At 72.2% G+C, this 26,398-nt stretch carries 27 protein-coding genes and 1 riboswitch; of the genes, 16 read left to right on the top strand and 11 right to left on the bottom strand.

The window, feature by feature from the left end:
* Nucleotides 1–106: 106 nt before the first annotated feature.
* Nucleotides 107–382: a ubiquitin-like small modifier protein 1 gene (locus IG54_RS0130105; RefSeq protein ID WP_030791622.1), complete on the bottom strand. Its 276-nt coding sequence runs from the start codon at nt 380–382 to the stop codon at nt 107–109.
* A gap of 96 nt (nt 383–478) precedes the next feature.
* Nucleotides 479–1,774 carry a threonine synthase gene (gene thrC / locus IG54_RS0130100; RefSeq protein WP_030791619.1) on the bottom strand — a complete coding sequence of 432 codons (1,296 nt, stop codon included), beginning with the start codon at nt 1,772–1,774 and terminating at the stop codon, nt 479–481.
* Between the two features lie 17 nt (nt 1,775–1,791).
* A riboswitch (SAM riboswitch) is annotated at nt 1,792–1,920 on the bottom strand.
* Between the two features lie 154 nt (nt 1,921–2,074).
* On the opposite strand from thrC, the gene IG54_RS0130095 reads away from it, so the two are divergent.
* A complete protein-coding gene (locus IG54_RS0130095) occupies nt 2,075–3,019 on the top strand; it encodes a glucosyl-3-phosphoglycerate synthase (RefSeq protein WP_030791616.1) in 945 nt (314 codons plus the stop codon).
* Between the two features lie 52 nt (nt 3,020–3,071).
* Nucleotides 3,072–4,496 carry an alpha,alpha-trehalose-phosphate synthase (UDP-forming) gene (locus tag IG54_RS0130090; RefSeq protein WP_030791614.1) on the top strand — a complete coding sequence of 475 codons (1,425 nt, stop codon included), beginning with the start codon at nt 3,072–3,074 and terminating at the stop codon, nt 4,494–4,496.
* A 55-nt stretch (nt 4,497–4,551) separates the two neighbouring features.
* Here the strand turns inward: IG54_RS0130090 and otsB are convergent, their stop codons facing one another.
* From otsB to IG54_RS0130075, 3 genes are read right to left on the bottom strand one after another with little or no spacing between them, the layout of a single operon-like run.
* Nucleotides 4,552–5,424, bottom strand: a complete 873-nt coding sequence (otsB, locus tag IG54_RS0130085) for a trehalose-phosphatase (RefSeq protein ID WP_030791611.1) — start codon at nt 5,422–5,424, stop codon at nt 4,552–4,554.
* Nucleotides 5,425–5,443: 19 nt separating this feature from the next.
* Nucleotides 5,444–5,698, bottom strand: coding sequence for a DUF3263 domain-containing protein (locus IG54_RS0130080; protein ID WP_030791608.1), 255 nt, complete (start codon nt 5,696–5,698; stop codon nt 5,444–5,446).
* 9 nt (nt 5,699–5,707) lie between these two features.
* Nucleotides 5,708–6,925: an ABC transporter substrate-binding protein gene (locus IG54_RS0130075; RefSeq protein ID WP_051820158.1), complete on the bottom strand. Its 1,218-nt coding sequence runs from the start codon at nt 6,923–6,925 to the stop codon at nt 5,708–5,710.
* 257 nt (nt 6,926–7,182) lie between these two features.
* Between IG54_RS0130075 and IG54_RS0130070 the strand changes: the two genes are divergently transcribed.
* The gene (locus IG54_RS0130070; protein ID WP_030791602.1) at nt 7,183–8,076 is read left to right on the top strand and encodes an SIS domain-containing protein; all 894 of its coding nucleotides are present in this window, start codon (nt 7,183–7,185) and stop codon (nt 8,074–8,076) included.
* Between the two features lie 42 nt (nt 8,077–8,118).
* Here IG54_RS0130070 and IG54_RS0130065 read toward each other — a convergent pair whose 3' ends face one another.
* The gene (locus IG54_RS0130065) at nt 8,119–9,162 is read right to left on the bottom strand and encodes a beta-propeller fold lactonase family protein (RefSeq protein ID WP_051820146.1); all 1,044 of its coding nucleotides are present in this window, start codon (nt 9,160–9,162) and stop codon (nt 8,119–8,121) included.
* Nucleotides 9,163–9,375: 213 nt separating this feature from the next.
* Between IG54_RS0130065 and IG54_RS0130060 the strand changes: the two genes are divergently transcribed.
* The 4 genes from IG54_RS0130060 to IG54_RS0130045 all read left to right on the top strand — a co-directional run bounded on the left by IG54_RS0130060 (nt 9,376) and on the right by IG54_RS0130045 (nt 13,463).
* Complete coding sequence (locus tag IG54_RS0130060; RefSeq protein WP_030791596.1) at nt 9,376–10,332, top strand: ROK family protein; 957 nt, start codon at nt 9,376–9,378, stop codon at nt 10,330–10,332.
* Nucleotides 10,332–11,471 (top strand): N-acetylglucosamine-6-phosphate deacetylase, encoded by a 1,140-nt coding sequence (gene nagA, locus IG54_RS0130055; protein WP_030791592.1) that lies wholly within the window; start codon nt 10,332–10,334, stop codon nt 11,469–11,471. The genes IG54_RS0130060 and nagA overlap by 1 nt, the downstream gene beginning before the upstream one ends.
* 141 nt (nt 11,472–11,612) lie before the next feature.
* Nucleotides 11,613–12,551, top strand: coding sequence for a 1-phosphofructokinase family hexose kinase (locus IG54_RS0130050; RefSeq protein ID WP_030791589.1), 939 nt, complete (start codon nt 11,613–11,615; stop codon nt 12,549–12,551).
* Between the two features lie 63 nt (nt 12,552–12,614).
* Nucleotides 12,615–13,463, top strand: coding sequence for a class II fructose-bisphosphate aldolase (locus tag IG54_RS0130045; RefSeq protein WP_030791586.1), 849 nt, complete (start codon nt 12,615–12,617; stop codon nt 13,461–13,463).
* A 19-nt stretch (nt 13,464–13,482) separates the two neighbouring features.
* Here IG54_RS0130045 and IG54_RS0130040 read toward each other — a convergent pair whose 3' ends face one another.
* Together IG54_RS0130040 and cdgB are read right to left on the bottom strand one after the other, a co-directional pair.
* Complete coding sequence (locus tag IG54_RS0130040) at nt 13,483–14,469, bottom strand: carbohydrate-binding protein (RefSeq protein WP_030791583.1); 987 nt, start codon at nt 14,467–14,469, stop codon at nt 13,483–13,485.
* An 87-nt stretch (nt 14,470–14,556) separates the two neighbouring features.
* Nucleotides 14,557–16,194 carry a diguanylate cyclase CdgB gene (gene cdgB, locus IG54_RS0130035; protein ID WP_030791581.1) on the bottom strand — a complete coding sequence of 546 codons (1,638 nt, stop codon included), beginning with the start codon at nt 16,192–16,194 and terminating at the stop codon, nt 14,557–14,559.
* A 477-nt stretch (nt 16,195–16,671) separates the two neighbouring features.
* Here cdgB and IG54_RS0130030 point away from each other — a divergent pair, with 477 nt between their 5' ends.
* Nucleotides 16,672–17,163: a flavin reductase family protein gene (locus tag IG54_RS0130030; RefSeq protein WP_078594694.1), complete on the top strand. Its 492-nt coding sequence runs from the start codon at nt 16,672–16,674 to the stop codon at nt 17,161–17,163.
* A gap of 136 nt (nt 17,164–17,299) precedes the next feature.
* Here IG54_RS0130030 and arfB read toward each other — a convergent pair whose 3' ends face one another.
* Nucleotides 17,300–17,740: an alternative ribosome rescue aminoacyl-tRNA hydrolase ArfB gene (gene arfB / locus IG54_RS0130025; protein WP_030791575.1), complete on the bottom strand. Its 441-nt coding sequence runs from the start codon at nt 17,738–17,740 to the stop codon at nt 17,300–17,302.
* 186 nt (nt 17,741–17,926) lie between these two features.
* Between arfB and IG54_RS0130020 the strand changes: the two genes are divergently transcribed.
* The 4 genes from IG54_RS0130020 (at nt 17,927) to IG54_RS0130005 (ending at nt 20,651) form a co-directional block, all read left to right on the top strand.
* Nucleotides 17,927–18,502 carry a TerD family protein gene (locus IG54_RS0130020; protein ID WP_030791572.1) on the top strand — a complete coding sequence of 192 codons (576 nt, stop codon included), beginning with the start codon at nt 17,927–17,929 and terminating at the stop codon, nt 18,500–18,502.
* 160 nt (nt 18,503–18,662) lie between these two features.
* Entirely contained in the window at nt 18,663–19,037 is a 375-nt protein-coding gene (locus tag IG54_RS0130015; RefSeq protein WP_063756279.1) for a PadR family transcriptional regulator, read from the top strand.
* Nucleotides 18,997–20,112 carry a hypothetical protein gene (locus IG54_RS0130010; RefSeq protein WP_234336396.1) on the top strand — a complete coding sequence of 372 codons (1,116 nt, stop codon included), beginning with the start codon at nt 18,997–18,999 and terminating at the stop codon, nt 20,110–20,112. Before IG54_RS0130015 ends, IG54_RS0130010 begins: the two co-directional genes overlap by 41 nt.
* Before the next feature lie 29 nt (nt 20,113–20,141).
* Nucleotides 20,142–20,651 carry a GNAT family N-acetyltransferase gene (locus IG54_RS0130005; RefSeq protein WP_030791563.1) on the top strand — a complete coding sequence of 170 codons (510 nt, stop codon included), beginning with the start codon at nt 20,142–20,144 and terminating at the stop codon, nt 20,649–20,651.
* Nucleotides 20,652–20,660: 9 nt separating this feature from the next.
* Here IG54_RS0130005 and IG54_RS0130000 read toward each other — a convergent pair whose 3' ends face one another.
* Complete coding sequence (locus IG54_RS0130000) at nt 20,661–22,106, bottom strand: M1 family metallopeptidase (protein ID WP_420712298.1); 1,446 nt, start codon at nt 22,104–22,106, stop codon at nt 20,661–20,663.
* Nucleotides 22,107–22,181: 75 nt separating this feature from the next.
* Entirely contained in the window at nt 22,182–22,739 is a 558-nt protein-coding gene (locus IG54_RS0129995) for a GlcG/HbpS family heme-binding protein (protein WP_030791557.1), read from the bottom strand.
* Between the two features lie 351 nt (nt 22,740–23,090).
* Between IG54_RS0129995 and IG54_RS0129985 the strand changes: the two genes are divergently transcribed.
* The 4 genes from IG54_RS0129985 (at nt 23,091) to IG54_RS0129970 (ending at nt 26,249) form a co-directional block, all read left to right on the top strand.
* Nucleotides 23,091–24,224, top strand: coding sequence for a sensor histidine kinase (locus IG54_RS0129985; RefSeq protein WP_078594692.1), 1,134 nt, complete (start codon nt 23,091–23,093; stop codon nt 24,222–24,224).
* Complete coding sequence (locus tag IG54_RS0129980; RefSeq protein ID WP_030791553.1) at nt 24,221–24,862, top strand: response regulator; 642 nt, start codon at nt 24,221–24,223, stop codon at nt 24,860–24,862. Before IG54_RS0129985 ends, IG54_RS0129980 begins: the two co-directional genes overlap by 4 nt.
* A 99-nt stretch (nt 24,863–24,961) precedes the next feature.
* Entirely contained in the window at nt 24,962–25,465 is a 504-nt protein-coding gene (locus IG54_RS0129975) for a hypothetical protein (protein ID WP_030791551.1), read from the top strand.
* Between the two features lie 133 nt (nt 25,466–25,598).
* A complete protein-coding gene (locus IG54_RS0129970; protein WP_030791549.1) occupies nt 25,599–26,249 on the top strand; it encodes a class I SAM-dependent methyltransferase in 651 nt (216 codons plus the stop codon).
* Nucleotides 26,250–26,398 lie beyond the last annotated feature (149 nt).

Genomic DNA, 26,398 nt, shown 5'->3' with positions numbered 1-26,398 from the left:
ACTGTACCGCGCTCAACCATCCAGAATTGCCCCCTCCGTTTGTCTTCCGGAGGGGGCAATTCTGGTTACGCAGGAAAGTTGCGGAAATAGATCATCCGCCGGTAGATCATCCGCCGGCGACCGCCGGAATGATCGAGACGCCGGCGCCGTCCGGGGTGGCCGTCTCCAGGCCCTGCTCGAAGCGGACGTCGTCGTCGTTCACGTACACGTTGACGAAGCGCCGCAGCTTGCCCTGGTCGTCCAGGACGCGGGCGGCGATGCCGGTGTGGTTCTTCTCCAGATCGGCGATGACCTCACCGAGGGTGCTCCCCTCGGCGGCGACCTCGGCCTTGCCGCCGGTGTAGGTGCGCAGGATGGTGGGGATACGAACGTTCACGCTCATGGGGTTCACCTCAGAAATACGGGGATGGGGGCGCCCCGTCAGGGGCGCGGGGAACTGCGCGACCAGCCACAGCCGTCCCGCAGGGAAGCAACAACCTCAGTTGGCGAGCCCCGCGGAGCGGAACGCCTCAAGGCTCGGCTTGATGGTCGCGGTGGCCTGCGACGTCTCAGCGACAGCGTCCAGCGTCTTCAGACCGTCCCCGGTGTTGAGCACGACCGTGGTGAGGGACGGATCGAGCAGCCCCGCCTCGACGAGCTTCTTGGTGACGCCCACCGTCACACCGCCCGCGGTCTCCGCGAAGATGCCCTCGGTCCGCGCGAGGAGCTTGATCGCGTCGACGACCTGCTCGTCGTTCACGTCCTCCACGGCCCCGCCCGTGCGCCGCGCGATGTCGAGCACGTACGGCCCGTCCGCGGGATTACCGATCGCGAGCGACTTCGCGATGGTGTTCGGCTTCTGCGGGCGCACGACGTCGTGACCGGCCTTGAAGGCGGCCGACACCGGCGAGCAGCCTTCCGCCTGGGCGCCGAAGATCTTGTAGGGCTTATCGGCCACGAGGCCGAGCGCGATCAGCTCCTTCAGACCCTTGTCGATCTTCGTGAGCTGTGAGCCCGAGGCGATCGGGATGACGAGCTGATCCGGCAGCTCCCACCCCAGCTGCTCGCAGATCTCGTACGCGAGGGTCTTGGAACCCTCGCCGTAGTACGGCCGAAGATTGACGTTGACGAAGCCCCAGCCCTCGCCCAGCGGGTCGCCGATCAGCTCGGAGCAGAAGCGGTTCACGTCGTCGTAGTTGCCCTCGATGCCGACGAGTTCACCGCCGTAGACCGCGGCCATGACGACCTTGCCCTGCTCCAGGTCGTGCGGGATGAACACGCAGGACCTGAAGCCGGCGCGGGCGGCGGCGGCGCCGACGGCGCCCGCGAGGTTGCCGGTGGAGGAGCAGGAGAGGGTGGTGAAGCCGAAGGCCCTGGCCGCTTCGAGCGCCTGCGCGACGACGCGGTCCTTGAAGGAGTGCGTGGGGTTTCCGGAGTCGTCCTTGACGAACAACTTGCCCTGTTCGACGCCGAGTTCACGCGCGAGGTTGTCGGCCTTGACGAGCTGGGTCCAGCCGGGGTTCAGGTTCGGCTTGTCGGCGACGTCGGCGGGGACGGGCAGGAGCGGGGCGTAGCGCCAGATGTTGGCGGGGCCCGCCTCGATCCGCTTGCGCAGGGCTTCCGGGTCGCCGAGGGGAAGGTCGTACGCGACTTCGAGGGGTCCGAAACACTCGGCGCAGGCGAAGATCGGGCCGAGCGGGAACTTGGTGCCGCATTCCCGGCAGGAGAGTCCTGAGGCGGGACCGAGGTCTACGGAAGAGGTGGTGCTTTCGGTGGCGACGGTCTGCACAGCCATGGAGGCGAGGCCCTTTCTCCTCATCTTCCCCGCGGCGCATCTCGCCGCGAGACGGAATTGGCACCTTCCCCACCGTGACCTCGCGGTCGGCGGGAGGGTTGCCGGGGCTTCAACGGGCCGTATCCCTCTGCCCCTCTGGATGAGCGGTATTCGATTGTGGGTTTCAGTTGTTGATCTCACGCGGCGGTGACCCCGACATGCGATGGTCACCGGCGTTGTTCAAGACTGTAACCGAAGCCCCGGACCCTTGAGATAGTCGTCCGAACCGCGAGATGGATCACATACGGGAGGACTCCGACCGTGCTGGAAGAGGCCGAGCGCTGGCTGAGCAGGCGTTCCTGGTCGGTCGCCGACCGCCCGCTGGACCGGCTGGCCGCGGCCAAGCGCGCGTCCGGCGCGTCGGTGAGCGTCGTGCTGCCCGCGCTGGACGAGCAGGAGACGGTCGGCGCGATCGTCGCCGAGATCCGCCGCGAGCTGGTCGAGAAGGTCTCGCTGGTCGACGAGCTGGTGGTGATCGACTCCGGTTCCTCGGACCGGACGGCCGAGGTGGCCCGGGAGGCGGGCGCCAAGGTGGTGCACCGGGACGAGATCCTGCCGCGCATCGCGCCGCTGCCCGGCAAGGGCGAGGTGCTGTGGCGCTCGCTGCTGGTGACGAGCGGTGACATCGTCGCGTTCGTCGACGCGGACCTGAGGGAGTTCTCCGCGGACTTCGTCTCGGGGATCGTGGGCCCGCTCCTGACCGATCCCGACGTGGCCTTCGTGAAGGCGATGTACGACCGTCCGCTCGGCGAGGCCACCGGCCAGGGCGGCCGGGTCACCGAGCTGATGGCGCGCCCGCTGTTGAACATGCACTGGCCGCTGCTCGCCGGGTTCGTCCAGCCGCTGGGCGGCGAGTACGCGGCCCGCAGGTCCCTCCTGGAGCGGCTGCCGTTCCCCGTCGGGTACGGCGTGGAGCTGGGCCTGCTCGTCGACGCGCTGCACACGGCCGGCCTGGACGCGCTGGCGCAGGTGGACGTCGGCGTGCGCAAGCACCGCCACCAGGACGGGCAGGCGCTCGGGCGGATGGCGGCGGCGATCTACCGGACGGCTCAGGTGCGGCTCGCGCGCGGACACCTCGTACGCCCGGAGCTGACGCAGTTCGAGCGGGGGGAGCGGGGCTTCGTGCCGCGGACGTACGCGGTGGACACGGAGGAGCGGCCGCCGATGACGGGTATCGCGGAGTACGCGCACCGACGCGTGGCGTGACCGGCCCCGGTCGTACGTTTGCCCGGCCCCGGGACGGGCTACGTTTTGCCACATGGTGTCCGAGCCCCGAACAGCAGCAGCGCAGGTACTCGTCGCGTCCAACCGCGGCCCCGTCTCGTACTCCGTGGGGAAGGACGGGGAGCTGACCGCCAGGCGCGGCGGCGGCGGTCTCGTCTCCGGGCTGAGCGCCATCGGTGACTCCCCCGACGACCCCGCCGCCCTGTGGGTGTGCGCGGCGCTCGGCGAGGGCGACCGGGAGGCGGTGCGGCGCGGCGTCGGCGAGCCGGGCGTGCGGATGCTCGACATCGACGCGGGCTCGCACGAGGGCGTGCACGCGGCGGCGTACAACGGCGTCGCCAACTCGGTCCTGTGGTTCGTCCACCACATGCTGTACCAGACGCCGCTGGAACCGGCGTTCGGCCCGGAGTTCCGCGCGCAGTGGGAGGCGTACGAGACGTACAACCGGGCGTTCGCCGAGGCGCTGGCCGCGGAGGCCGCGCCCGGGGCCTCGGTCATCGTGCAGGACTACCACCTGACGCTGGTGCCCGGGATGCTCCGCGAGCTGCGCGACGACGTGAAAATCGGCCACTTCTCGCACACCCCGTGGGCGCCGGCCGACTATTTCCGGATGCTGCCGGACGACGTGGCCGAGCAGGTGCTGCGCGGGATGCTCGGCGCCGACCGGCTCGGGTTCCTCACCGGGCGGTGGGCGGACGCGTTCACGGAGTGCTGTGTGCGGCTGCTCGGCGGGACGTCGGGGACGCGGATCGGGGTGCACGGCCTCGGTGCCGACGCGGACTTCCTGCGGGAGCGTTCGCGGCGGGACGACGTCGAGGAGCGGATGGCGACGCTGCGGGAGCAGATCGGCGAGGGCCGCAGGGCGATCGTGCGGGTGGACAGGACGGAGCTGTCCAAGAACATCGTGCGGGGCATGCTGGCCTACCGCGAGCTGCTGGAGACCCGCCCCGAGTGGCGCGAGCGGGTCGTCCACGTCGCCTTCGCCTACCCCTCGCGGCAGGACCTCGCGGTGTACCGGGAGTACACCGCGGAGGTCTCACGGGTCGCCGAGGAGATCAACTCCACGTACGGGACGCCGGGCTGGACGCCGGTGCTCCTGCACGTCGACGACGACTTCGCGCGCTCGCTCGCGGCCTACCGGCTCGCGGACGTGGCGCTGGTCAACCCCATCCGGGACGGCATGAACCTCGTCGCGAAGGAGGTGCCCGTCGTCTCCGACGAGGGGTGCGCGCTGGTGCTCTCGCGGGAGGCGGGGGCGTTCGAGGAGCTGGGCGAGGACGCGATTCCGGTCAACCCCTACGACGTATCGGCCACGGCCGCCGCGCTGCACGCGGGGCTTTCCATGCCGGTCGGGGAGCGCGCCGAGCGGACCAAGCGGCTCGCCGCGGCGGCTACGGCGTTGCCGCCCGCGCAGTGGTTCCTTGAGCAGTTGCACGCGTTGACCGGCGATCGTCCCTAGACCGCCGCTCCGCGGCGGGTGCTCTCCCACCCACCCACCCGTTTGCCCCGAACTGTCAGGTCACGTGTCCCGCGAGGGAGTTGAGGAGAGCCACCACTCCCCCGGGGCCGTCCACCACCAGGTCCGCGCGGTCCGCCAGCTCCGCGACCTCCGCGCTGCCGCTGCACACCAGCAGGCCCGCCATGCCGTCCGAGCGGAGCTTCTCCACGGCGGCGAAGGCGGGCAGGTCGCCCAGGTCGTCGCCGGCGTAGAGCACGGACTCGGCGCCGACCTCCCGCAGGTACGCGGCGAGGGCCACGCCCTTGTCCATGCCCGGCGGGCGCAGCTCCAGGACCATGCGGCCCGGCTCGACGATCAGACCGTGCCGGTGCGCCAGCTCGGCGAGCGGTGCGCGCAGCGCGTCGAAGGCGGCCTGCGGGTCCCGCGCGCGGCGCGTGTGGACCGCCACCGCGCGGCCCTTCTCCTCTATCCAGGTGCCGCGCCAGGCGTCGATCGCGTCGAGGAACCCGGGAAGTTCGGCGCGCACGGCGGCGACCCCGGGGTGCGGCTCGGCCGCCTGGACGGTGCCGGTGACCGCGTCCCAGCGCTCGGCGCCGTAGTGCCCGAGGACCACGAGGTGTTCGAGGCCCGGCACGCCCGCGAAGCCGCCGTAGCGCACGGCGACGCCCGCCGGGCGGCCCGTGACCACGGCGACGGACCGCAGGCGCGGGGCGAGCGCGGCGAGCGCGGGCACGGCGTCCGGGTGGGCGCGGGCCTGCTCGGGGTCGGGCACGATCGCGGCGAGCGTGCCGTCGAAGTCGAGGGCCACGACGGACCGGTCGGGCCGCGCGAGAAGCGCGGCGAGGCCGTCCCGCCCGGCGGACGTCACGGGTTCGGGCAGGCCGGGACGTCCGGCCCGGTCGGGCTGTGCGTACGTAGGGTCACCCATGGGCCCGACCTTAACCGCGTCAGCGCTCTTCGCGCCGTGACTCCCTTACCCGGCGCAGCCGATTGACCGTAATCGGGTCGTGCGCGAGGGCGCGGGGGTCGTCGAGGAGGGCGTTCAGGAGCTGGTAGTAGCGCACGGGCACCATGCCCAGCTCCTCGCGGACGGCACGTTCCTTGGCCCCCGGGCCGGGCCAGGAGCGCCGTTCGAGGGCGAGTACGGCGCGATCGCGCGCGGAGAGGCCCGCGGGTTCCTGAGCGGGTTCCTGGTCGGTCATGCGGCCACGCTATTCCGCGTTCTCCGCGGTCGCCGCCTTGTTCTGGATCTGGCCGAGGATCGAGGCGGGGTTGCCGTTCTTGTCGACGGTCCTGCCGATGTTCTGCTTGATGGACGCCGAGACCTGCGCCCACGACGTCTTGCCCACCGGGTAGAGCTGCGAGGTCGGCAGCTCCTTGAGGAACTTGCCCAGCTCGGTGTGGCCGCGGTCCTTGGCCATCGCCTCGGAGGCGGAGTTCGTCACGGGCAGGATGTCGTACTCGTTGGAGAAGTCGAGCACGTTCTTCTCGCTGTAGACGTAGTCGAGGAACTTGCCGGCCTCCTTGCGGTGGCCGTTCTGCTTGAACGCCATCATCCAGTCGGCGACGCCCATCGTGGCCTGCGCCTTGCCGTTGACGCCGGGCGCCGGCACCATGCCGAACTTCACGCCCTTCTTGGCGGCCATCTTCATCAGCGTGGGGTGGCCGTTGAGCATGCCGACGTCGCCGCGCGAGAACGCCGCGAACGCCTCGGCGCGGTTCATCTCGGCGGGGGGCGTCGGCCCGGTCAGGCCCTTGCCGACGAGTTCGTCCCTGAGCCAGGCGAACGTCTTGGCGTTCTGCTTGGAGTCGATGTCGTACGAGCCGACCTCGTCGGTGTAACCGCCGCCGCCGCTGAGCATCCACATCAGCGTCTCGGCGGGCGCCTCCTCGGGACCGAGCGGCAGCGCGTACGGGATCTTCACGCCGCGCGCCTTGAGCGCCTTGGCGGCGCTCTGGAGTTCGTCCCAGGTCCGCGGCGGGGTGAGGTGCGCGTCCTTGAAGAGCTTGGTGTTGTAGAAGAGCAGGCGCGTGGAGGAGGCGAACGGCATGCCGTACTGGATGCGGTGGACCTCGCCGGCCCGGGCGAGCGGGGTCATGAAGTCGGCCTGGGTGGCGATGGAGAGCAGCTCGTCGGCCTCGTAGAGCTTGTCCTGCGCGGCGTAGTCGGCGTACGCGCCGATCTGCGCCAGGTCAGGGGCCTCGCCCTTCTTGACCATCTCCTTGACCTCGCGGTCCACGTCGTTCCAGGAGTGGACGGTCACCTCGACGTCGATGCCGGGGTTGTCCTTCTCGAACCCCTCGACGACCTTGGCCCAGTACTTCTTGGAACTGTTCGCCGCGGAGTCGCCGTAGTCGGCGGCCACCAGCTTGAGGGTGACGTCACCGGAGTCGCCCGGCCCGCCGCAGCCGGCGAGAACGCCCGCCATGCCCAGTACGGCCACCGCCGCGGTCAGTCCTGTCACGCGCCGCTGCACAGCTGTCCCACCCTCGTTGCTTTCGCGCACCGGGGCCGGTGCGCCCCACCGCTGTCGAACTGCGATTTTCCCCCGAGTTTCCCCCGGGTCCGAACACAAGGTCTACACCAGCCCAGTATCACTTGTGCAACGGGCGGCCATTGCAGCCCCCGCCCCCGGCCTGCTAAGCACGTCACGTTCACGTCCCGCACGACGAGGAGCCTTGCCGCATGTCGCGTACCGCAGCAGAAATAGCCACTCAGCCCGCCTGCTGGCACCGGGCGGCGGAGGCGGCGGCCTCCTTCACGGGGTTCCCCGAGCCGGGTGAGCGGGTCGCCGTCACCGGGTGCGGGACGTCGTGGTTCATGGCGATCGCGTACGCGGCTCTGCGCGAGGCCGCCGGTCAGGGCGAGACGGACGCCTTCGCGTCGTCGGAGTTCCCGGCCGGGCGGCGCTACGACCGGGTGGTGGCGATCACTCGGTCCGGCACGACGACGGAGGTCCTCGAACTGCTCGGCCGGCTCAAGGGCACGGTCCCGACCCTCGCCCTGACCGCCGACCCGAAGACCCCGGTGATGGACGCGGCGGACGCGGTGGCGGTCCTGGACTGGGCGGACGAGCGGTCGGTCGTCCAGACCCGCTTCGCCACGACCGCGCTCGCCTTCCTGCGGGCCGGGCTCGGTGACGTCCCGGGCGTGAAGTCGTTGGCGGAGGCGGCGGTGGACGCGGAGCTGGCGGTGACGGAGCCGCTGCCGGACGCGGTGGTCTCGGCGGAGCAGTGGACGTTCCTCGGGCGCGGCTGGACGTACGGTCTCGCGCTGGAGGCGGCGCTGAAGATGCGGGAGGCGGCGGGCGCCTGGACGGAGTCGTACCCGGCGATGGAGTACCGCCACGGTCCGATCTCCATCACCGGCCCCGGCCGCGTGACGTGGATGTTCGGCACGCTGCCGGAGGGCCTCGCCGGTGACGTGGCCCGGGTCGGCGGCGAACTGGTGGCCCGCCAGGAGGCGGACCCCCTGGCGGACCTGATCCGCGCGCAGCGGCTGGCGGTGGCGCTGGCGGAATCCCGCGGCTTCGACCCGGACCGGCCGCGGAATCTGACGCGGAGCGTGATCCTCAGTTAGACCGCGCCCGGCCACTTCTACCTCGGGGTGAGGGCGATGCCCTTACCTCGGGGTGATGGCGATGCCCTCGGGCTGGTGGCCGGTGCGCAGGGTCGTCCGTACCTTCGTGAGGTCCGGGTCGACCACGGAGACGGTGTCGGAGTCCTCGTTGGTGACCCAGACCCGGCTGCCGCCCGGACTGACGGCCACGCCCTGCGGGGTCTTGCCCACGGGCACCCGGGAGAGGACACCGCCGGTCGCGGTGTCGATGACGAGGAGTACGTCGGCCCCGGAATCCGCGGCGTACAGCCGCTGCCCGTCGGGGCTGAGTCCCAGGCCGAGCGGGGCCTTGCCGACCGGCCAGGTGGCCGTCACCTTGCGGGTGACCGGGTCGATGACGGAGATGCTCCCGGCGCCCGTGTTGGCCACGTAGACCCTGTCCCCCCGCACGGTGGAGGTGATCCCGCTGGGGAAGTCGCCGACGGGGATCCGGGCCACGGGCTCGTGCCCCTTGGACAGGACGGTGACGTTGTTGCTGCCGCTGTTGGTGACGTAGGCGGTCCCGTCGGGCAAGGTGGCGACGCTGTGCGGGAGTTCACCGACCGCGGGCGTCGCGATGACCCGGCGGCTCGCGGTGTCGATGACGGAGACGTTGCCGCTGCCCCAGTTCGCCGCGAGCACCCAGCGCCCGTCCCGGCTCGGAGCGGCCGAGAACGGATAGGACCCGACCGGAACGGTCGCCACGGCCTTGCGGCTGACCGTCTCGATGAAGGTGACCGAGTCGGACACGCCGTTGGCCACGTACACGTGCGAGCCGTCGGGGGCCGCGCCCACGCCGGTCGGCCCGGTGCCCACCGTCGTGGTGGCGACGGGCCGCTCCAGGCGGACGTCGGCGGCGGAGACGGTCCCGGAGCCGCTGTTGGCCACGTACGCGGCGATGCGCATCGGGAAGTCCTTGTGGGCCGCCTTCGACGCGGGCCGCGGTTGCGGGAGCGGCCCGGTGGACGCGGCGGCGGAAGCGCACGCCATGGCGGCGAGCGCGGACCCGAGCGCCAGACGGACCAGACGGACACGGCAGCGTCGGCTGCCTGCGGAAAGTCTCACCATGGGGGCTACCTCTGCGGCTGTGGGGGGAGGCCGGGACGAACGCGCCCGGTCAAACGCCCGGTCCGCGTGTCCCCGCACCGTCCGGGGCATGGATTCGTCCTTTCGCATGGCTGGTTTGCGGCAAATTGGCCAATTCGCATACTTGCGGGTGTCATATGACACCAGCGACAGGTGGACTAGACCTTTCAAGGGGTGACGGGCGAGACTGTATCCGTGAGACACGTCATCGCCCTCGATGTGGGCGGCACCGGAATGAAGGCCGCCCTGGTAGGGGCGGACGGCACCCTGCTGCACGAGGCCCGCCGTCCCACGGGCCGCGACCGCGGCCCCGAAGCGGTCGTCGCGTCCATCCTCGACTTCGCGGCGGACCTCCGCGCCCACGGCATCGCCCACCTCGGCGAACCCGCCGCGGCGGCGGGCGTCGCCGTTCCCGGCATCGTCGACGCCGCCCGCGGCATCGCGGTCTACGCGGCCAACCTCGGCTGGAGCGACGTCCCCCTGAGGGACCTCCTCAGCGCCCGCCTGGCAGGCGTCCCCGTGGCCCTCGGCCACGACGTCCGCACCGGCGGCCTCGCCGAGGGCCGCCTCGGCGCGGGCAAGGGCGCCGACCGCTTCCTGTTCGTACCCCTGGGCACCGGCATCGCGGGCGCCATCGGCATCGGCGGTGTCATCGAACCCGGCGCCCACGGCTCGGCCGGCGAGATCGGCCACATCGTCGTACGCCCCGACGGGCCCCCGTGCGGTTGCGGCCAGCGCGGCTGCCTGGAGCGCCTGGCCTCCGCGGCCGCGGTCAGCAGGGCCTGGGCCGAGGCGAGCGGAGACCCCCAGGCGGATGCCGCGGACTGCGCGAAGGCCGTGGAGTCGGGCGACCCCCGGGCCCAGGAGGTCTGGCGCGACGCCGTCGACGCCCTCGCCGACGGTCTGCTCACCGCCCTCACCCTGCTGGACCCGAACACGCTGATCGTCGGTGGCGGTCTCGCCGAGGCCGGGGAAACGTTGTTCACGCCGCTGCGGGCCGCCGTCGCGGCCCGCGTCGTCCAGTTCCAGACGCTGCCGGAGATCGTCCCCGCGGCCCTCGGCGACACCGCCGGGTGCCTGGGCGCGGGCCTGCTCGCCTGGGACCTGCTCGACCGAGCAGCTCCCACCCACCCCACGGAGGTAACCACCTGATGGCCACTAGCAAGGTTCTCGCCGGTGCCCAGGTGGTACTGCCCACCGGAACCGTCCCCGGCGGCCGCGTCGTCGTCGACGGCACCCGCATCGCCGGCGTCGCGCCCGCGGGCGCGCAGACGGTCGACCTCACCGGCCACTGGCTCGTCCCCGGCTTCGTCGACCTGCACAACCACGGCGGCGGCGGCGCCTCCTTCACCTCCGGCACGGTCGAGGACGTACTCAAGGGCGTCCACACGCACCGCCTGCACGGCACCACCACCCTGGTCGCCTCCACCGTGACCGGCGACATGGACTTCCTCGCCCAGCGCGCCGGACTGCTGAGCGAGCTGGCCGAGCAGGGCGACCTCGCGGGCATCCACTTCGAGGGCCCCTTCATCTCGCCGTGCCGCAAGGGCGCGCACAGCGAGAGCCTGCTCAGGCACCCCGACCCCGCGGACGTCCGCAAGCTGATCGACGCGGCACGCGGCCACGCGAAGATGCTCACGCTCGCCACGGAGCTGCCGGGCGGCATCGACTCGGTGCGCCTCCTCGCCGAGCACGGCGTCATCGCGGCCATCGGCCACACGGACGCGACGTACGAGCAGACGGTGGAGGCCATCGACGCGGGCGCCACCGTCGCCACGCACCTCTTCAACGCGATGCCCGGCCTCGGCCACCGCGCGCCGGGCCCGATCGCCGCCCTCCTGGAGGACGAGCGGGTCACCGTCGAGCTGATCAACGACGGCACGCATCTGCACCCCGCCGCCCTGGAGCTGGCCTTCCACCGCGCGGGCGCGGACCGCGTCGCCTTCATCACCGACGCGATGGACGCGGCGGGCTTCGGCGACGGCCGGTACATGCTCGGCCCGCTGGAGGTCGAGGTGCGGGACAGCGTGGCGCGGCTCGTCGAGGGCGGCTCGATCGCGGGCTCCACGCTGACCCTGGACCGCGCCTTCAAGCGCTCGGTGACCGTCGACGGGATCTCCGTCGAGGACACCGTCCGCGCCCTGTCCGCCAACCCGGCCAGGCTCCTCGGGATGGACGACACGGTCGGCTCCCTGGAGCCCGGCAAGGACGCGGACCTGGTCGTCCTCGACGCGGACTTCGCCGTCAAGGGCGTGATGCGCAAGGGCGCGTGGGTGGTCGAACCCGCGTAAACGGGTGACCGAACCCTCGTAAACGGGTGACCGAACCCGCAGGAACCGCGAGGCGGTTGGCCCGCACCCCTGGGCCAACCGCCTTCTGTTTGGCATGATCAGAGCCAGAAATGGAGCGCGGCACTTCGGGGGTGGGTACGAGTGATCCTCACCGTCACGCTGAACACCGCACTCGACCTCACCTACCGCGTCCCCGCCCTCACCCCGCACACCTCGCACCGCGTCACCGAGGTGACCGAACGCCCCGGCGGCAAGGGCGTGAACGTCGCCCGGGTCCTCGCGGCCCTCGGCCACGCCGTGACCGTCACCGGCTTCGCGGGCGGCGACACCGGACGCGCCCTGCGCGAGCGGCTGGCCACCGAACCCCGCCTCACGGACGCGCTCGTCCCGGTCGCCGGCGCCACCCGCCGCACCCTCGCCGTGGTCGACGCGACGACCGGCGACACCACCCAGCTCAACGAACCGGGCCCCACCGTCACCCCCGCCGAGTGGGCCGCCTTCCTCGACTCCTACGAGGAGTTGGCGCACCGCGAGGGCACCACCGCGATCGCGCTCTGCGGCAGCCTGCCGCCCGGCGTACCTGTCGGGGCGTACGCCCTCCTGGTGCGTTCCGCGCGCGCCGCCCGCGTCCCGGTGCTGCTCGACACCAGCGGGGAGCCGCTGCGCCGCGGTGTCGCCGCGCGGCCCGACATCGTCAAGCCCAACGCCGACGAACTCGCCGAGCTGACCGGCTCGCACGAGCCCGAGCGGGCCACCCGCGACGCCCGCCGCAGGGGCGCGCACGCGGTGGTCGCCTCGCTCGGCGCGGACGGCCTGCTCGCGCTCACCCCCGACGGCGGCTGGCGCGCGCGGCCCCCGTCGCGGGTGCGCGGCAATCCGACCGGCGCCGGCGACTCGGCGGTCGCGGGGCTGCTGTCCGGGCTCGCCGAGGGCCTGCCGTGGCCGGAGCGGCTCGCCCGCGCGGTCGCCCTGTCGGCGGCGACCGTGGCGGCCCCGGTGGCGGGCGAGTACGACAGGGCGACGTACGAGGACCTGGTGGCGCGGGTCGCGGTGACCGACGCCGTACCCGCCAGTACTTGACGCCCGACCGAGCCGGATCCGCACCGCGCAACGGGGCGCAGCGCCCCGGGAATTGGGGAGCACGTGCCACTCGTCAGCACCGGCGGACTCGTCGCGAAGGCCCGCGCCGCGGGTCACGGCGTCGCCGCGTTCAACGTCATCACGCTGGAGCACGCCGAGGCGATCGCGCTGGGCGCCGAGCGTGCCGGGTCCCCGGCGATCCTCCAGATCTCCGAGAACGCGGTGAGGTTCCACGGCGGCGGCCTCTCCGCGATCGCGGCGGCGACGGCGGCGGTGGCCCGCGCCTCCTCGGCCTCCCTCGCCCTCCACCTGGACCACGTGACGGACGCCGAACTGCTGCGGGCCGCGCACCCGGCGGGCTTCAGCTCGGTCATGTTCGACGCCTCGAAGCTGGGTTACGGCGAGAACGTGAAGGCGACGGCGGAGGCCGTGCGCTGGGGCCACGAGCGCGGCATCTGGGTCGAGGCGGAGCTGGGCGAGGTCGGCGGCAAGGAGGGCGAGCCGCCCCTGGACGCGCACGCGCCGGGGGTGCGTACGGACCCGGCGGAGGCGGCCGCGTACGTCGCCGACACGGGCGTGGACGCGCTGGCGGTGGCCGTCGGCTCCTCGCACGCGATGACGGAGCGGACGGCCACCCTGGACCACGAGTTGATCGCGTCCCTGGCGGCGGCCGTCCCCGCGCCCCTGGTCCTGCACGGCTCAAGCGGCGTACCGGACGACGAGATCCGCCGCGCGATCGCCGCCGGCATGGTGAAGATCAACGTCGGTACGGCGCTCAACACGGCGTTCACGGGCGAGGTCCGCGCCTACCTCGCGGCGCACGAACAGGGCGTCGACCCCCGGAAATACCTCGCCCCGGCTCGCGAGGCGATGGCCGGGACGGTGGCGGGGTTCCTGGGGCTGCTGAGGTAGCCCCGAGGGCGCTGAAGGGCTAGCCCTTGTCGCCCTCCACGAGCCACATCTGGTCGATGTTCGCCCCGGTCGTCCCGCACAGATTGCTCTGGTCGCAGGAGAGCGTGACGGTGTTGGTGCCCTTGGTGAGCTGGACCACCGCCCAGGTGTTGGTCCAGCCGTTCTCCCAGTCGTCTTCCTTGGCGTGGGCGAAGTTCTTCATGCTCAGGGGCCGGGTCTGCTTGTCGCCGTTGACGAGGATCGTGGCGTTGGAGTCCTTGCCGGGCACGCCGTAGTTCACGCGCAGGCTGTACGAGCCGGCCTTCGGGATGCCGTCGACGGTCCACGTCACCTGGGCGCCGACCTTGTCGAAGCCCGTCACGTAGACGCCGCCCGCGGCCTTGGCGCCGGGGATGTCGGAGGCCGTCGTCGTGCCGCCCTCCAGCTTCAGGGCCTTCGCGTCCGTCTCGGGCAGCTCGGCCTTCTCCTTGGCGGGCTTCTTCGACGGCTTCTCGCTGGGCTTGACGGACTCGGCGCGCGACGGCTTGGCGGCCGCCTCCGTGTCGCCGCCCTTGTCGTCGTCGCGGCCGAACAGTATGGCGGCACCGATGCCGATGGCGACGACGGCCACCACCGCGATCGCGGCGATCAGCAGTCCCTTGGTGTTGGGGCCCCGGCCTCGGCCGCCGCCCGCGGGCGCGTACTGCGGCGAGGCCACGGGGGCGCCGCCGGGCTGCGCCTCGGGCGCGGTGTAGTGCGGGTTCGGCCGGCCGTAGGGCTGCTGGGCCTGCTGCTGCGGGACCTGCTGGCCGTACGGCTGGGTGGCCTGGGCCTGTCCGTACGAGGGGCGCCGCTCGCCGACCGCTCTCACCTGGTTGTAGGACCGGGGACCCGGGTACCCATAGCCGCCACCGCCGCCGGGCGGGGTCGCACCGGCCGCCTGTCCGTCCTCGTACAGGTAGCCGAACGGATCGTCGTCGCCCTGCGGCGCGCTCGGCGTGTTCTCGCCGTTATTGCCGGGCGTCATTCCCAGGTCACTCCCTCACGTCGCTGACGCGGGGAGCCTACCCGGTCCGAGTGATCCCAAGAGGTGGCGTTGACCTCATCGAGACCGTCAGCCCGCCCGCCGCTGCTGCTTGGCACGGGACCGTTTCTCCACGTACATCCGCTGGTCGGCGGAGTGCAACACTTCGTCCGCCGACATCCCGCACTGCGCCCAGCCGATGCCGAAACTGGCCCCCACGCGGACCGCCCTGCCGTCGACGCGGATCGGCGGGATGATCGCGTTCCGCAGCCGGACCGCGAGGTCCTGGGCGTCGGCGCGGCCGAGGCCGTCGGCGAGGACGACGAACTCGTCACCGCCGAGCCGGGCCACGGTGTCGCCGTCCCGTACCCCGCTGGTGAGCCTGCGCGCCACCTCGATGAGGACGGCGTCGCCGGTGTGGTGGCCGAACCGGTCGTTGATGGACTTGAAGCCGTCGAGGTCGCAGAAGAGGACCGCGAGCCCCTTCGTGCCGTCGTCCACGTCCCCGTCACGGCCCTCGGGCGCGACGGTGTGGACGTGGTGGTCGAAGCCCTCCTCCTGCTGGATCGAGGCGTGCTCGAAGTCGAAGCCGTGTTCGTAGGCGGCGTCGAGGGAGTCCACGGCGCTGGGCCTGCCCGCGTGCGGCCTGCGGCACAGGCGCGCGCTGAGCCGGGCCCGCAGCTCGGCGGAGTTCGGCAGTCCGGTGAGGGAGTCGTGCGAGGCCCGGTGGGCGAGCTGTAGCTCGCGGCGCTTGCGCTCCTCGATGTCCTCGACGTGCGTGAGCAGGAAGCGGGGCCCGTCGGCGGCGTCGGCGACCACGGAGTTGCGCAGCGACACCCATACGTACGTCCCGTCGCGCCGCGCCAGCCGCAGCTCGGCCCGCCCGCCCTCGGCGGAGGTGCGCAGCAGTGTGCCGATGTCCTCGGGGTGGACGAGGTCGGAGAAGGAGTAGCGCCGCATGGCGGACGCGGGGCGCCCGAGCAGGCGGCAGAGCGCGTCGTTCGTCCGCAGGATCCGGCCGTGCTGGTCGCCGCCCATCTCGGCGATGGCCATGCCGGACGGCGCGTACTCGAAGGCCTGCCGGAAGGACTCCTCGCTGGCCCGCAGCGCCTGCTGCTCGCGCTCCAGGCGGACCAGGGCGCGCTGCATGTTGGCGCGCAGCCGGGCGTTGCTGATCGCGATGGCGGCCTGGAAGGCGTACATCTGGAGGGCTTCGCGGCCCCAGGCGCCGGGTCTGCGGCCGTTGCGGGGGCGGTCCACGGAGATCACGCCGAGCAGTTCGCCGCCCGCGGCCCCGGTCGCGTACATGGGGGCGAAGAGGCGGTCGGCGGGGTGCCACTCGTCCTCGAAGCGGGGCGCGGGGCCCTCGGTGTACCACTGCGGGACGTCGTCGTCGTCGAGGACCCAGCCCTCGGTGTACGAGATGAAGCGCAGGGCACCCCATGCCTCGCCCATCGCCAGGCGGCGGTCCCAGGCGTCGCGGGAGCCGACGCGTCCGGTGATGAGGGCCTCGGCGGAGGAGTTGCCCGCGAAGGCGGCGACGACGAGGTCGCCGTCCGGGCGTACGAGATTGACGCACGCCAGCTCGTAGCCAAGGCCGTTGACGACGCCGTCGGCGACGGTCTGTAGCGTGTCCGCCAGGCTGCGGGCCGTGTTCAGCTCGGCCACCACCTGGTGCAGCTGCCGCAGGGTCGCAAGACGGACGTACGGCTCCGACTCGGTCTCCATGCTCGTTCTCCCCCGAGACCTCGACAGCAACTCCAGGAATGCGCAGCGCCCGCAGTGTTCTCTCAGTGCCTCCGGCACCGGCACTTCTGTAGTTCTGTGCCCTTGTGCCCTCAGTGTCTTATTGCCACCGTCACTGAATCACAGCGAGCTGCCCACTCGGTACACAGGGTCAACAAAATATGGATCCTGTGACTCAAGTCACAGGTGGGGCACCGCCGTTGGTCCAGTCCCTTGGCCTAGTCCACCGCATTCGGCGGCACCGCGTGCCACCTTGCGGAGTTCTTTACCTTCGGGCGCCTGGGCCATGGGTCCTAGGACCGTTCTCGGCCCAGGGCCCGATGTGGCGCAGGGCGCGCGCGGGCTAGCGTCGACGGCGTGGCTCACGTACTGAAGACTCTCCCGGCCCCGCCTTCCCCCCGTCCGCCCTCCTCGGATGGGCATGCTGACGGGGTGAGCAACGACGAGTTCCGCGCGGCGATGTCCCGTCTGGCGGCGGGCGTGGTCCTGGTGACGGCGCGCGAGCCGGGCCTGGACCCCGACGACACGAACGCCCCGGCGGGCGAGGACGTGGGCATGACGGCCACGGCCTTCCTCTCCGTCTCGCTGGATCCGCCCCTGGTCATGGTGAGCCTGCGCGAGGGCTCCCGGATGGACGACCTGCTCGCCGAGCAGCCGCTGTGGGCGGTGTCGGTGCTCTCCGAGAGCCAGCGCCACATCGCGGGACGCTTCGCGATGAAGGGCCGGATCAGCGACCGGCTGCTCTTCGAGGACATCCCGTACACGCGGGGCGCGGCGTCCGGTGCCCCGCTGATCGGCGGGGCGCTGTCGACGCTGGAGTGCCGGACCGAGCAGACGGTGGCGGCGGGCGACCACACGCTGGTGATCGGCCGCGTCCTGACCGCGTCGCTCCCCAGCGCTGAAGGCGGGCCCCTGCTGTATTTCCGGGGCCGGTACCGCCAGCTGGGCTAGTGCCCCGAAGGGGCGCGGGGAACTGCGCGCGCAACCACGGCGAAGCCGCAGACGCGACCGATCAGCAACGCGGCAGACGCGACCGCGGCCTTCCGTGGGCTGAGCGCGCAGTTCCCCGCGCCCCTGACGGGGCGCTTCAGGCCCAGCCCTGCCCGGAGCGGCCCCGCTTGGTCTCGCTCCGCTGCTTCTTGTTCCGCAGGCGCCGCTCATTGATCCCGCGAGGAACCTTCGTCGCCCGCCGCGGCTTCGGCGGCGGAGCGGTCGCCTCCGCGAGCAGGGCGGCGAGCCGCGTCGCCGCCATCTCCCGATTGCGCCACTGCGAGCGGTGCTCACTGGCTCGTACGCTGATGATGACGCCGTCGACGAGCCGGGATTCGAGCCGTTCGAGGGCCCGTCGCTGCCACACCTCGGGCAGCGCGTCCGTGGCCGCGAGGTCGAACCGCAGCTCGACCTGGGAGTCACTGGTGTTGACGTGCTGCCCGCCCGGCCCGGACGACCTGGAGAAACGCCACATCAGCTCCGCCTCGGGCAGGGAGACGGAACCGCGAATGACATAGGGACCGGACATGTCCCTCATGGTCCCGCGCCTGTCGGGCTCACGTCACGCCCTTTTCCCGGGAACGTAAAGAAAGTAAAGCCATGCGGAACCTTGGGGACCTCGGTCGGCGTTGGTACGAGTGAAGGTAGCTTCGTCCCCAGAACGAAGCCCGTACGCACTGGCTCACACGCGGTGCGTCGTAAACGAGGGAAGGGACTCCCAACAATGGCAGTAAGCCTGTCCAAGGGTGGCAACGTCTCGCTCACCAAGGAGGCTCCGGGCCTGACCGCCGTCACCGTGGGGCTCGGCTGGGACGTCCGCACCACCACCGGTACCGACTTCGACCTGGACGCCTCCGCCATCGCGGTGAACACCCAGGGCAAGGTCTTCTCCGACCAGCACTTCGTCTTCTTCAACAACAAGGCGACGCCGGACCAGACCATCGTCCACACCGGCGACAACGTCACGGGCCAGGGCGAGGGCGACGACGAGCAGATCAACGTCAACCTCGCGGGTCTGCCGGCCGACATCGAGAAGATCGTCTTCCCGGTCTCGATCTACGACGCCGAGAACCGCTCGCAGAACTTCGGCCAGGTGCGGAACGCCTTCATCCGCATCATCAACCAGGCCGGTGGCACGGAGATCGCGCGTTACGACCTCTCCGAGGACGCCGCCACCGAGACCGCCATGGTCTTCGGCGAGCTGTACCGCAACGGCGCGGAGTGGAAGTTCCGCGCGGTCGGCCAGGGCTACGCCTCGGGCCTGGTCGGCATCGCCCAGGACTTCGGCGTGAACGTCTGATCCGACGTCACCGGCTGACGCTGGTTTCCAGGAGGGCCCCGGCATCCGTGCCGGGGCCCTCCGGCGTACACGGACGACGCGCACCCCACTAGTATGAATCCCGTAATAGTCCGTGGACCCGAAGAGCGGACCCGCGAAGTAGCCCGAACGGGAGGCGCCCGTGGCCGATGTCCACACCGCGTGGAACCGCGCCGTGCTGCCCCTGTGCCTCCTCGGCATCCTCGACGGTGAGGAGAGGAGCTACGGCTACGCCCTGCTCGGCCGCCTCGCCGACGCGGGGCTCGAAGGGGTCAGGGCCGCGACGCTCTACCCGGCCCTGACGCGCCTCGAAGAGGAGAGCGCCGTCGAGATCGAGTGGGGTGCGGGAGAGGGCGGTCCCGGGCGGAAGTACTACCGGATCACCGAGGAGGGGCGGGCGAGGCTGCGGCGTGACCAGGCCGCGTGGGGTGACTTCACCCGGACCGTCGCCTCGCTCCTCGGCAAGGGGGACGACAGTGGGCAACACACCCGGGACGCCCATGACGCGGGCGGCTGACCTCGTCTGGGCCCGCGAGGAGGACGAGGAGTGGGCCGACACCGTCCACGTACGGCTCGTGCTCGACCACGACGCGCCGGCCGGCCTCGCCGACGAGGTTCTCGCCGAGGCCCACCAGATCGTGCGCGAGGCGGGGCTGCCCGCCCCGGAGGTCCTCGGCGAGCCCGAGGCGTACGCGCGTACCGTCGCCGCCGAGCGCATCAGCGAGGAGGACCGGGCCAAGGTCGACTCGCACGGCCTGACACCCGGTGAGCGCGTCCGCGCCCTGCTCGGGACGATCGGGTTCCTCGGGTTCTGCCTGTGCGTCATGCACTGGTTCGAGGACGGGCTGTGGGTGCGGGGCAGTTGGGCCTCGGTCGCGGGATGCGCCACGGTCGTGGCCGTCGTCTCGCTCGGCGCCCTCGCCTTCGTCGCCCGTGCCGCCGGACGGATCCGGGGCATGTGGGGCTTCTTCGCGGGGGCCGCCTGCGTGTTCGTGGGCGGGGTCGCCGTCGCCACCAACGCCCCCGGGGAGCGGTTGTTCGAGGTGCCCGTCCCGGTGCTGATGGCGGGCTGCGCCGGGTGGACCGTCGCGGCCTACGCGTTCCCGGACGCCGCTCTCGACCGCTGGTTCGCACCGCGCCCGCACGCCGACGACGACGAGCAGTGGCTCGCCCGGCTCGAAGGGCTGCTGCGGGGGCGGCACACCATGCCGGCCGCCGAGGCGCGCGGCCATGTGCGCGAGGCCCGGCAGCATCTCTTCGGAGCGGACCGCGAGCGCGCCGAGGACACCTTCGGCGACGTCGAGGTGTACGCCATGCGGCTCGCCGAAGGACCCCGCAAGCAGCAGCGGATCGCCCGCCACAAGCTGTACCGCGCGGCGGCGGCCGCCGTGGTATTCACCGTCCTCGCCGTCGACGAGACCCTCGAAACGGGCCACTTCTCGGGCTGGGTCGCCTGCTACGTGGGCGCGGCCGGCGGCTGGATCTGGACCCTGATCTCCGAGTGGCGCGACCGGAGGGCGGCAACGCGGAGCGTTGTCAACCGACGACAACGCCGCAGATCGGCGTGCCAGACCCCGCGGCCCGCGGCATGATCCGCCGGACAGGCCCTAGCCTGCCCCGCATGATCCTGGAACCGCTCGTCGCCGTCGGGGGCGCGCTGCCCGGTCACCTCCTCACCGAGGTGACCGCGCTGTACGCGGCGAACCGTGACTTCTTCGCGCTCAGCGGGGACTTCCCCGACCCCGACGACATCCGCGTCGAGCAGGTCGCCAAGGCCCTCGCGGACGAGCTGGCCCATCCGGACGCGGAGGTCCTGCTCGCCCGCTCCGAGGGGCGGCTCGTCGCGGTCGCCGTCACCCTCGCCCGCCACCCCGACCCCACCGATCCCGACCCGTGGCTCGGGCTGCTCGTCGTCGCCGCGGAGCTGCACCGCATGGGCGTGGGGCGGCGGGTGGCGGCCCTCGTCGAGGAACGGTTCCGGGAGGCGGGCCGGGACGCCGTGCGCCTCGCGGTCCTGGAGAACAACCCGAAGGCGCTGCGCTTTTGGACCGCGCTCGGCTATCTCGTCATCGGCCACCGCGAGGACCGCGTACGCCACCGCCCGTGCGCGGTCCTGCGCAAGCCGCTCTAGCGAGGCCGTTCAGGGGCGGTCCGGCTTGCCGTCCCCGTAGAGCCAGTCCCCCCAGATCCGGCTCACCTTCTCGCGCGCCTCGTCGCCGCCCGCGTGCTCCTCGACGTACTCGGTGAAGTCCCCGGTGTCCGCGTTCTTGTGCCGGTACGTCTTCGCCCAGCCCTGCACGATGTCGTAGAACGCGTCGTCGCCCACCGCCTGGCGGATCTTGTGGATGACCATCGCGCCGCGCTCGTAGACCGGCGCGTCCGAGATGTGCGCGGCGTCGGTGGGCTTGGCGGGCGGGAAGGCCCAGATCGCCTCGTTGTCCTCCTTGTCGGCGTAGAGGTCACCCTCGTACAGCGCGTCGAACGTCTCCTGCGCGCTGTCACCGCCGTTGTCCTCCGCGTACAGCCACTCCGCGTATGTCGCGAAACCCTCGTTGAGCCACATGTCCCGCCAGGACTTGGGCGTGACGGAGTCGCCGAACCACTGGTGGGCCAGTTCGTGGACGAGGAGCGCGGTGTCGGGGGGACCGGGGAAGACGGGCCGGGTCTGGGTCTCCAGGGCGTACCCCGCGTCCTCGGCGCGGTCGACGATCGCACCGGCCGAGGAGAAGGGGTAGGGGCCGAAGTTGTACTCCGCCCACTCCAGGACGTCGGGGAGCTTCCCGAGGACCTTCTTGCTCGCCTTCGCCTGGGACGGGTCGACGGCCGTGATGACCGGCAGCCCGTCCTCGGTCGCCGACGTCTCCATCTCGTACTTCCCGATGGCCACGGTCGCCAGATAGCTCGCCATGGGTTCGGCGCTGTGCCAGGCGTAGGTGGTGCGGCCGTTCTTGGTCGACTCGCGCGTCAGCTCGCCGTTGGAGACGGCCTTCAGCCCCTTGGGGACGGTGACCTCTATGTCGTACGAGGCCTTGTCGCTCGGGTGGTGGTTGCCCGGGAACCACACCATGGAGCCGGTCGGCTGGCCGAGCGCGAGCGCGCCGTCCGCCGTCTTGAGCCAACCCTCCTCGGAGTCGTCCGCGTCGGTGATGGTCTCCGGGGAGCCGGAGTAGCGGACGATCGCCACGAACGTCTCGCCGCGGTCGAGTTCGTCGGCCGGGCGGACCCTCAGCTCGTGGCCCGCCCGCTGGAACCGGGCCGCCTTGCCCTCGACGGTGATCGCCGAGACTTCCAGGCCCTTGAGGTCGAGGTTGAAGGAGCTGAGGTTCTTGGCGGCGCGGGCGGTGATCTCGGCGGTGCCGGTGAGGTGCCGCGCCTCGGGGTCGTAGCCGAGGGTCAGGCCGTAGTGCGTGACGTCGTAGCCGCCGTTGCCCAGCTTGGGGAAGTACGGGTCGCGCACGCCGTCCGCGCCCGGGGTGCCGTCCACGCCCGCGCCGCCGCAGCCGCTCACGGTGGCGAGCAGGGCGAGGGCGCAGGCGGCGGTACGGGGCAGGGTGGCGGCTCGGCCGGCCGGAGATCGCAGGTCCACGCCGGTGATCTTATGCGGCAATTGTTCGGGCTTGGGGTGACGCCCCTCTGGCTTGGGGTGACGCCCCTCCCCGGGTCAGCGGCCGAGCGCCGCCACGCCCGCCCGCGCGAACTTCTCGTCCAGGTCGCCGCTCGGGGCCCCCGCGACGCCGATGCCCGCGACGGGCGCGCCCTCGGCGGTCACCGGGGCGCCGCCCGCGAGGAACAGCGTGCCGGGGATGTCCTTCAGGTTCGGGGCCTGCTCCAGGCGCTTGGCCAGCTCGGAGGTGGGCGCGTTCCAGGAGACGGCGGTGTAGGCCTTCTTCTCGGCGGACTCGTACGACTGCGGGCCCGCGCCGTCGCCGCGCAGCGTGACGAGGGTGTTGCCGTTGCGGTCGACGACGGCGACGGAGACGCGCTGGTTCTCCTTCTTCGCCGCGTCCAGGGTGGCCTGCGCGGCCTTCGTGGCGGCGGCGACCGTGAGGTGCGTGGACCGGGTGAGGTTCTTGTGGCCCGCGTCGGCGGTGACGGCGGCCTTGGCGGCGGTGTCCGGGGTGCCGGCGTTCGCGGAGACGGCGCCGAAGGTTCCGGCACCGAGGACGGCGGCGGTGGCGGCGACGGTGAGGACGCGGGCGCGGCGGGAGATCTTCTTCATCGGGGGCTCCTTCGAGGGGCGGGGGAAGGGTGTCCCTTCCGGCGGGAGGGGGGCCCCTTCGGCGGGAGGGGCGTTTCGGCGTTTCCGCCTCTGCCATCGATCCTCGGGCCGATTCCGGGCCGTACCCCTCGGCGTACCGGCTGGGAGCCGCGCGCGGCTCGGCCGACACCGGGGTCAACCGATCGGTTGACCCCCGCGCGGTTCCGCCGGGGTCACAATGAGGGTGTTTGCCCAGTTCACCGAGGGCGTCACGCCGTACGAGAGGGAGGCCCCGCAGTGGCACAGCACGCGCCGCCCCCGGACCCGAGGGTGAGGGTGCCCGACCCCGACGCCCGCTGGCTCGCGGCCGTCATGCACACGGCGTTCTTCCTGCTCCTCGGCTCCTCGCTGGTCCGCTTCCTGCTGCGGCACCCCGGCGAACCCCGCACCCCGTGGATCATCGCCCTCTCGGTCTGCCTCGCGCTGCTCTACGTATCCGGCCCCGCGCTCGGCACCCGTTCCACGCCGCACCGCCTCGTCTGGCTGATCCTCGTCGTGACGGCCTGGGGCATCCTCGTCGTCCTCGCGCCGAGCTTCGCATGGTGCGCGGTGCCGCTCTTCTACACCGGGCTCCGCACCCTGCCCGCCCGCGCCGCCCTGCTCCTGGTGGCCGTCCTGACCGCCTTCGTAGTCACCGCGCAGTTGCAGCTCGCGGGCCACTTCGACCCGAACCTGCTGTTCGCACCGCCCGCGTGGGCGGCCGTGGCGAGCGCCGTCTTCCTCTACATGCAGCGCCAGGCGGCCCGTCAGCGCGACCTCATCGACGACCTCATCCGCACCCGCCGCGAACTGGCCGCCACCGAACGCCGCGAGGGCACCCTCGCCGAACGCCAGCGCCTCTCCATGGAGATCCACGACACCCTCGCCCAGGGCCTGTCGAGCCAGCAGATGCTGCTCCAGGCGGCCGACCGCCTCTGGGACACGGACCCGGCCAGGGCCCGCACCCACGTCCGTACCGCCGAGTCGATCACCGAACGCGGCCTCGCCGAGGCCCGCCGCTTCGTGCACGACCTGGCACCCGCCGACCTCGCGGACGGCGGCGGCCTCGCGCAGGCCCTGCGGGCGCTCGCGGAACGCGAGTCGGACGCGGACCTGACCGTCCGCTTCCACATCGAGGGCGCACCGGTACCGCTGCCCGACCGGGTCGCCTCCGCGCTGCTGCGCATCGCGCAGGGCGCGCTGGCCAACGTACGGGAGCACGCGGACGCGGCCACGGCGGCGCTGACCCTGACCCTCCTGGGCGACCAGGTGGTCCTGGACGTGGCGGACGACGGCCGCGGCTTCACGCCCCCCGCGACGGCGGAACCCGCGACCGGCGTACGCGGCCACGGCCTGCCCGCGATCCGCGCGCGGGCCGGCCAGCTCGGCGGCACGCTGACCATCGAGTCGGCGCCGGGCGAGGGCACCGTCCTTTCCGTATCGATCCCGCTGGAGTCCCCGTCATGAGCCCCTCGCGCCCCGTCCGCCTGCTGGTCTGCGACGACCACGTCGTCGTACGCGCGGGCCTGCTCGCCCTGCTCGGCAGCGCGCCGGACATCGAGGTGGTCGGTGAGGCGGGCACGGGCGAGGAGGCGGTCGCCCTGGCCGCCAAGCTGACGCCGGACGTGGTCCTGATGGACCTGCAACTGGGCGAGGGCATCGACGGCGTGGAGGCGACGCGCCGCATCGCGTCACCGGCCCCCGACGCCCCGCCCCACGTCCTGGTGCTGACCACCTACGACACGGACGCGGACATCACGCGGGCGATCGAGGCGGGCGCCACGGGCTATCTGCTCAAGGCGGAGCGCCCCGAGGAACTGTTCTCCGCGATCCAGGCCGCCGCCCAGGGCCGCACCGCGCTCTCACCGCCGGTCGCCTCCCGCGTCATGGCCCGCATGCGCGCCCCGCGCCCCACCCTCACCGACCGCGAGCGCGACATCCTCGGCCAGCTCTCCCGGGGCCTCGGCAACCGCGAGATCGCCCGCGCCCTGTTCATCAGCGAGGCCACGGTGAAGACCCACCTGGGCCGGATCTACGACAAGCTGGGCGTCGACACGCGGTCGGGCGCGGTGGCGGTGGCGAAGGAGCAGCGGCTGCTGCCGTGAGGGGCTGGCACTCATGCTGCCGGGCGCCCATGCGGCTGGGCCCCCATGCGACTGGGCGGCTGGGCGCTCGCGTGCCCGGGCCATGACACCATCGACCTCGTGCTCGACATCGGCTACGCGCTCTCCTCCCGGTTCCCGGACCCCCCTCAGCTGGACTACGGCAAGGCGGACGTCCGCACGCTCCGCCACGACCTGTTCTGCGGGGACGTGTATCTGGCGGACACCAAGGCCGACCGGGAACTGTCCACAGCCTGGGGATGGGTTCCCGTACTGGACTTCGCGTGGGCGCTGTGCGACATCGTGGAGAACCTGGACAAGGACCCGATGGGCAGCCGGGCCTCCCGCCCGCAGTACGCGGAGCTGGACTTCACGGAGTCGACGGACCGCATGCTGTTCGCCCGCCGCTTCGGCTGGGTGGACATCGAGGCGGACTGGATGGACCCCGAGGAGCCCCCGCTGAGCTTCTCCCACGCGGAGCTGCGGCGCGAGGCGCGTGACTTCCTCCACGATCTCATCGCGGACCTCACGGACCTCCACGACTCCCTCGCGGACAACCCCACGCTCTGGTCCCTCCAGTCCCGCTTCCCCCGCATCTCGCGCTAGGGCGTGTCCGCGAAGTCCCGTCGTTCGCCCGCAGGGCGGGCGTCGCGGCGCAGGCGGGACTTTGCGGACAGGCCCTAGGGCGGGTGCTCGCGGGGCTCGTCCCGCCTCGGCGCCGGGAACTACTGTCGCGGACATGGTCGAACACGATGCCCTCACCGCCACCCGCGAGGCGTACGACGCGATAGCGCCCACGTACGCGGACCTGTTCCGTGACTCGCTGCGCGACAGCCCCCTGGACCGCGCGATGCTGGGCGCCTTCGCCGAGGCCGTGCGTACGGGAGGGGGCGGCCAGGTCGCGGACCTCAGCTGCGGTCCCGGCCATGTCACCGCCTACCTGGGCGAACTGGGCCTGTCCGCGTTCGGCGTCGACGCCTCTCCCGCGATGATCGAGCTGGCCAGGGAGGCCTGTCCGGGGCTGCGGTTCGACGTGGGCTCGATGACCGCGCTGGACATCGCCGACGGCGCGGTGAGCGGCGTGCTCTCCCGTTGGTCCGTCATCCACACCCCGCCCGAGGAACTCCCCGCCGTCCTGGCGGAGTTCCACCGCGTACTGGCACCTGGCGGCCACCTCCTGCTCGGCTTCTGGGCGAGCGACGACCCCGCCCACCCGACGCAGGTGTTCGATCACGCGGTCGCGCCGGCCTACTGCTGGGCGCCCGATCACCTAGCGGCGATGCTGCGCGATTCGGGCCTGCCCGAGGTGGCCCGTATGACCCGGTCCCCGCAGCCCACGGACCGCCGCCAGTTCCCCGAGGTCCACCTCCTCACCCAAAAACACCCCTGACCCCGCGCCCTCTCCCTCCCCGGCGCCATCCCCTGCCCCGGCACTCCGCGCCGATGCTCCCCACCCACCCGTCTCGCCGCATCGAGCGGCGTGCCGTAGGGGCTCCCGGGGCCCGCCCCACGCGGGTGGGGGGCGGGTGGGTGGGGAAC

The sequence above is a fragment of the Streptomyces sp. NRRL S-920 genome, assembly GCF_000717945.1.
Classification (GTDB): domain Bacteria; phylum Actinomycetota; class Actinomycetes; order Streptomycetales; family Streptomycetaceae; genus Streptomyces; species Streptomyces alboniger.
This window is presented reverse-complemented; position numbering and strand designations above follow the sequence as displayed.

What these genes read in the sequence shown, in the direction of transcription:
- IG54_RS0130105 (WP_030791622.1), bottom strand. Translation starts at nt 382, where the DNA reads ATGAGCGTGAACGTTCGTATCCCCACCATCCTGCGCACCTACACCGGC.
- thrC (WP_030791619.1), bottom strand. Translation starts at nt 1,774, where the DNA reads ATGGCTGTGCAGACCGTCGCCACCGAAAGCACCACCTCTTCCGTAGAC.
- IG54_RS0130090 (WP_030791614.1), top strand. Translation starts at nt 3,072, where the DNA reads ATGGTGTCCGAGCCCCGAACAGCAGCAGCGCAGGTACTCGTCGCGTCC.
- otsB (WP_030791611.1), bottom strand. Translation starts at nt 5,424, where the DNA reads ATGGGTGACCCTACGTACGCACAGCCCGACCGGGCCGGACGTCCCGGC.
- IG54_RS0130080 (WP_030791608.1), bottom strand. Translation starts at nt 5,698, where the DNA reads ATGACCGACCAGGAACCCGCTCAGGAACCCGCGGGCCTCTCCGCGCGC.
- IG54_RS0130075 (WP_051820158.1), bottom strand. Translation starts at nt 6,925, where the DNA reads ATGGCGGGCGTTCTCGCCGGCTGCGGCGGGCCGGGCGACTCCGGTGAC.
- IG54_RS0130070 (WP_030791602.1), top strand. Translation starts at nt 7,183, where the DNA reads ATGTCGCGTACCGCAGCAGAAATAGCCACTCAGCCCGCCTGCTGGCAC.
- IG54_RS0130065 (WP_051820146.1), bottom strand. Translation starts at nt 9,162, where the DNA reads ATGGTGAGACTTTCCGCAGGCAGCCGACGCTGCCGTGTCCGTCTGGTC.
- nagA (WP_030791592.1), top strand. Translation starts at nt 10,332, where the DNA reads ATGGCCACTAGCAAGGTTCTCGCCGGTGCCCAGGTGGTACTGCCCACC.
- IG54_RS0130040 (WP_030791583.1), bottom strand. Translation starts at nt 14,469, where the DNA reads ATGACGCCCGGCAATAACGGCGAGAACACGCCGAGCGCGCCGCAGGGC.
- cdgB (WP_030791581.1), bottom strand. Translation starts at nt 16,194, where the DNA reads ATGGAGACCGAGTCGGAGCCGTACGTCCGTCTTGCGACCCTGCGGCAG.
- IG54_RS0130030 (WP_078594694.1), top strand. Translation starts at nt 16,672, where the DNA reads ATGTCCCGTCTGGCGGCGGGCGTGGTCCTGGTGACGGCGCGCGAGCCG.
- arfB (WP_030791575.1), bottom strand. Translation starts at nt 17,740, where the DNA reads ATGAGGGACATGTCCGGTCCCTATGTCATTCGCGGTTCCGTCTCCCTG.
- IG54_RS0130020 (WP_030791572.1), top strand. Translation starts at nt 17,927, where the DNA reads ATGGCAGTAAGCCTGTCCAAGGGTGGCAACGTCTCGCTCACCAAGGAG.
- IG54_RS0130005 (WP_030791563.1), top strand. Translation starts at nt 20,142, where the DNA reads ATGATCCTGGAACCGCTCGTCGCCGTCGGGGGCGCGCTGCCCGGTCAC.
- IG54_RS0129995 (WP_030791557.1), bottom strand. Translation starts at nt 22,739, where the DNA reads ATGAAGAAGATCTCCCGCCGCGCCCGCGTCCTCACCGTCGCCGCCACC.
- IG54_RS0129985 (WP_078594692.1), top strand. Translation starts at nt 23,091, where the DNA reads ATGCACACGGCGTTCTTCCTGCTCCTCGGCTCCTCGCTGGTCCGCTTC.
- IG54_RS0129980 (WP_030791553.1), top strand. Translation starts at nt 24,221, where the DNA reads ATGAGCCCCTCGCGCCCCGTCCGCCTGCTGGTCTGCGACGACCACGTC.
- IG54_RS0129970 (WP_030791549.1), top strand. Translation starts at nt 25,599, where the DNA reads ATGGTCGAACACGATGCCCTCACCGCCACCCGCGAGGCGTACGACGCG.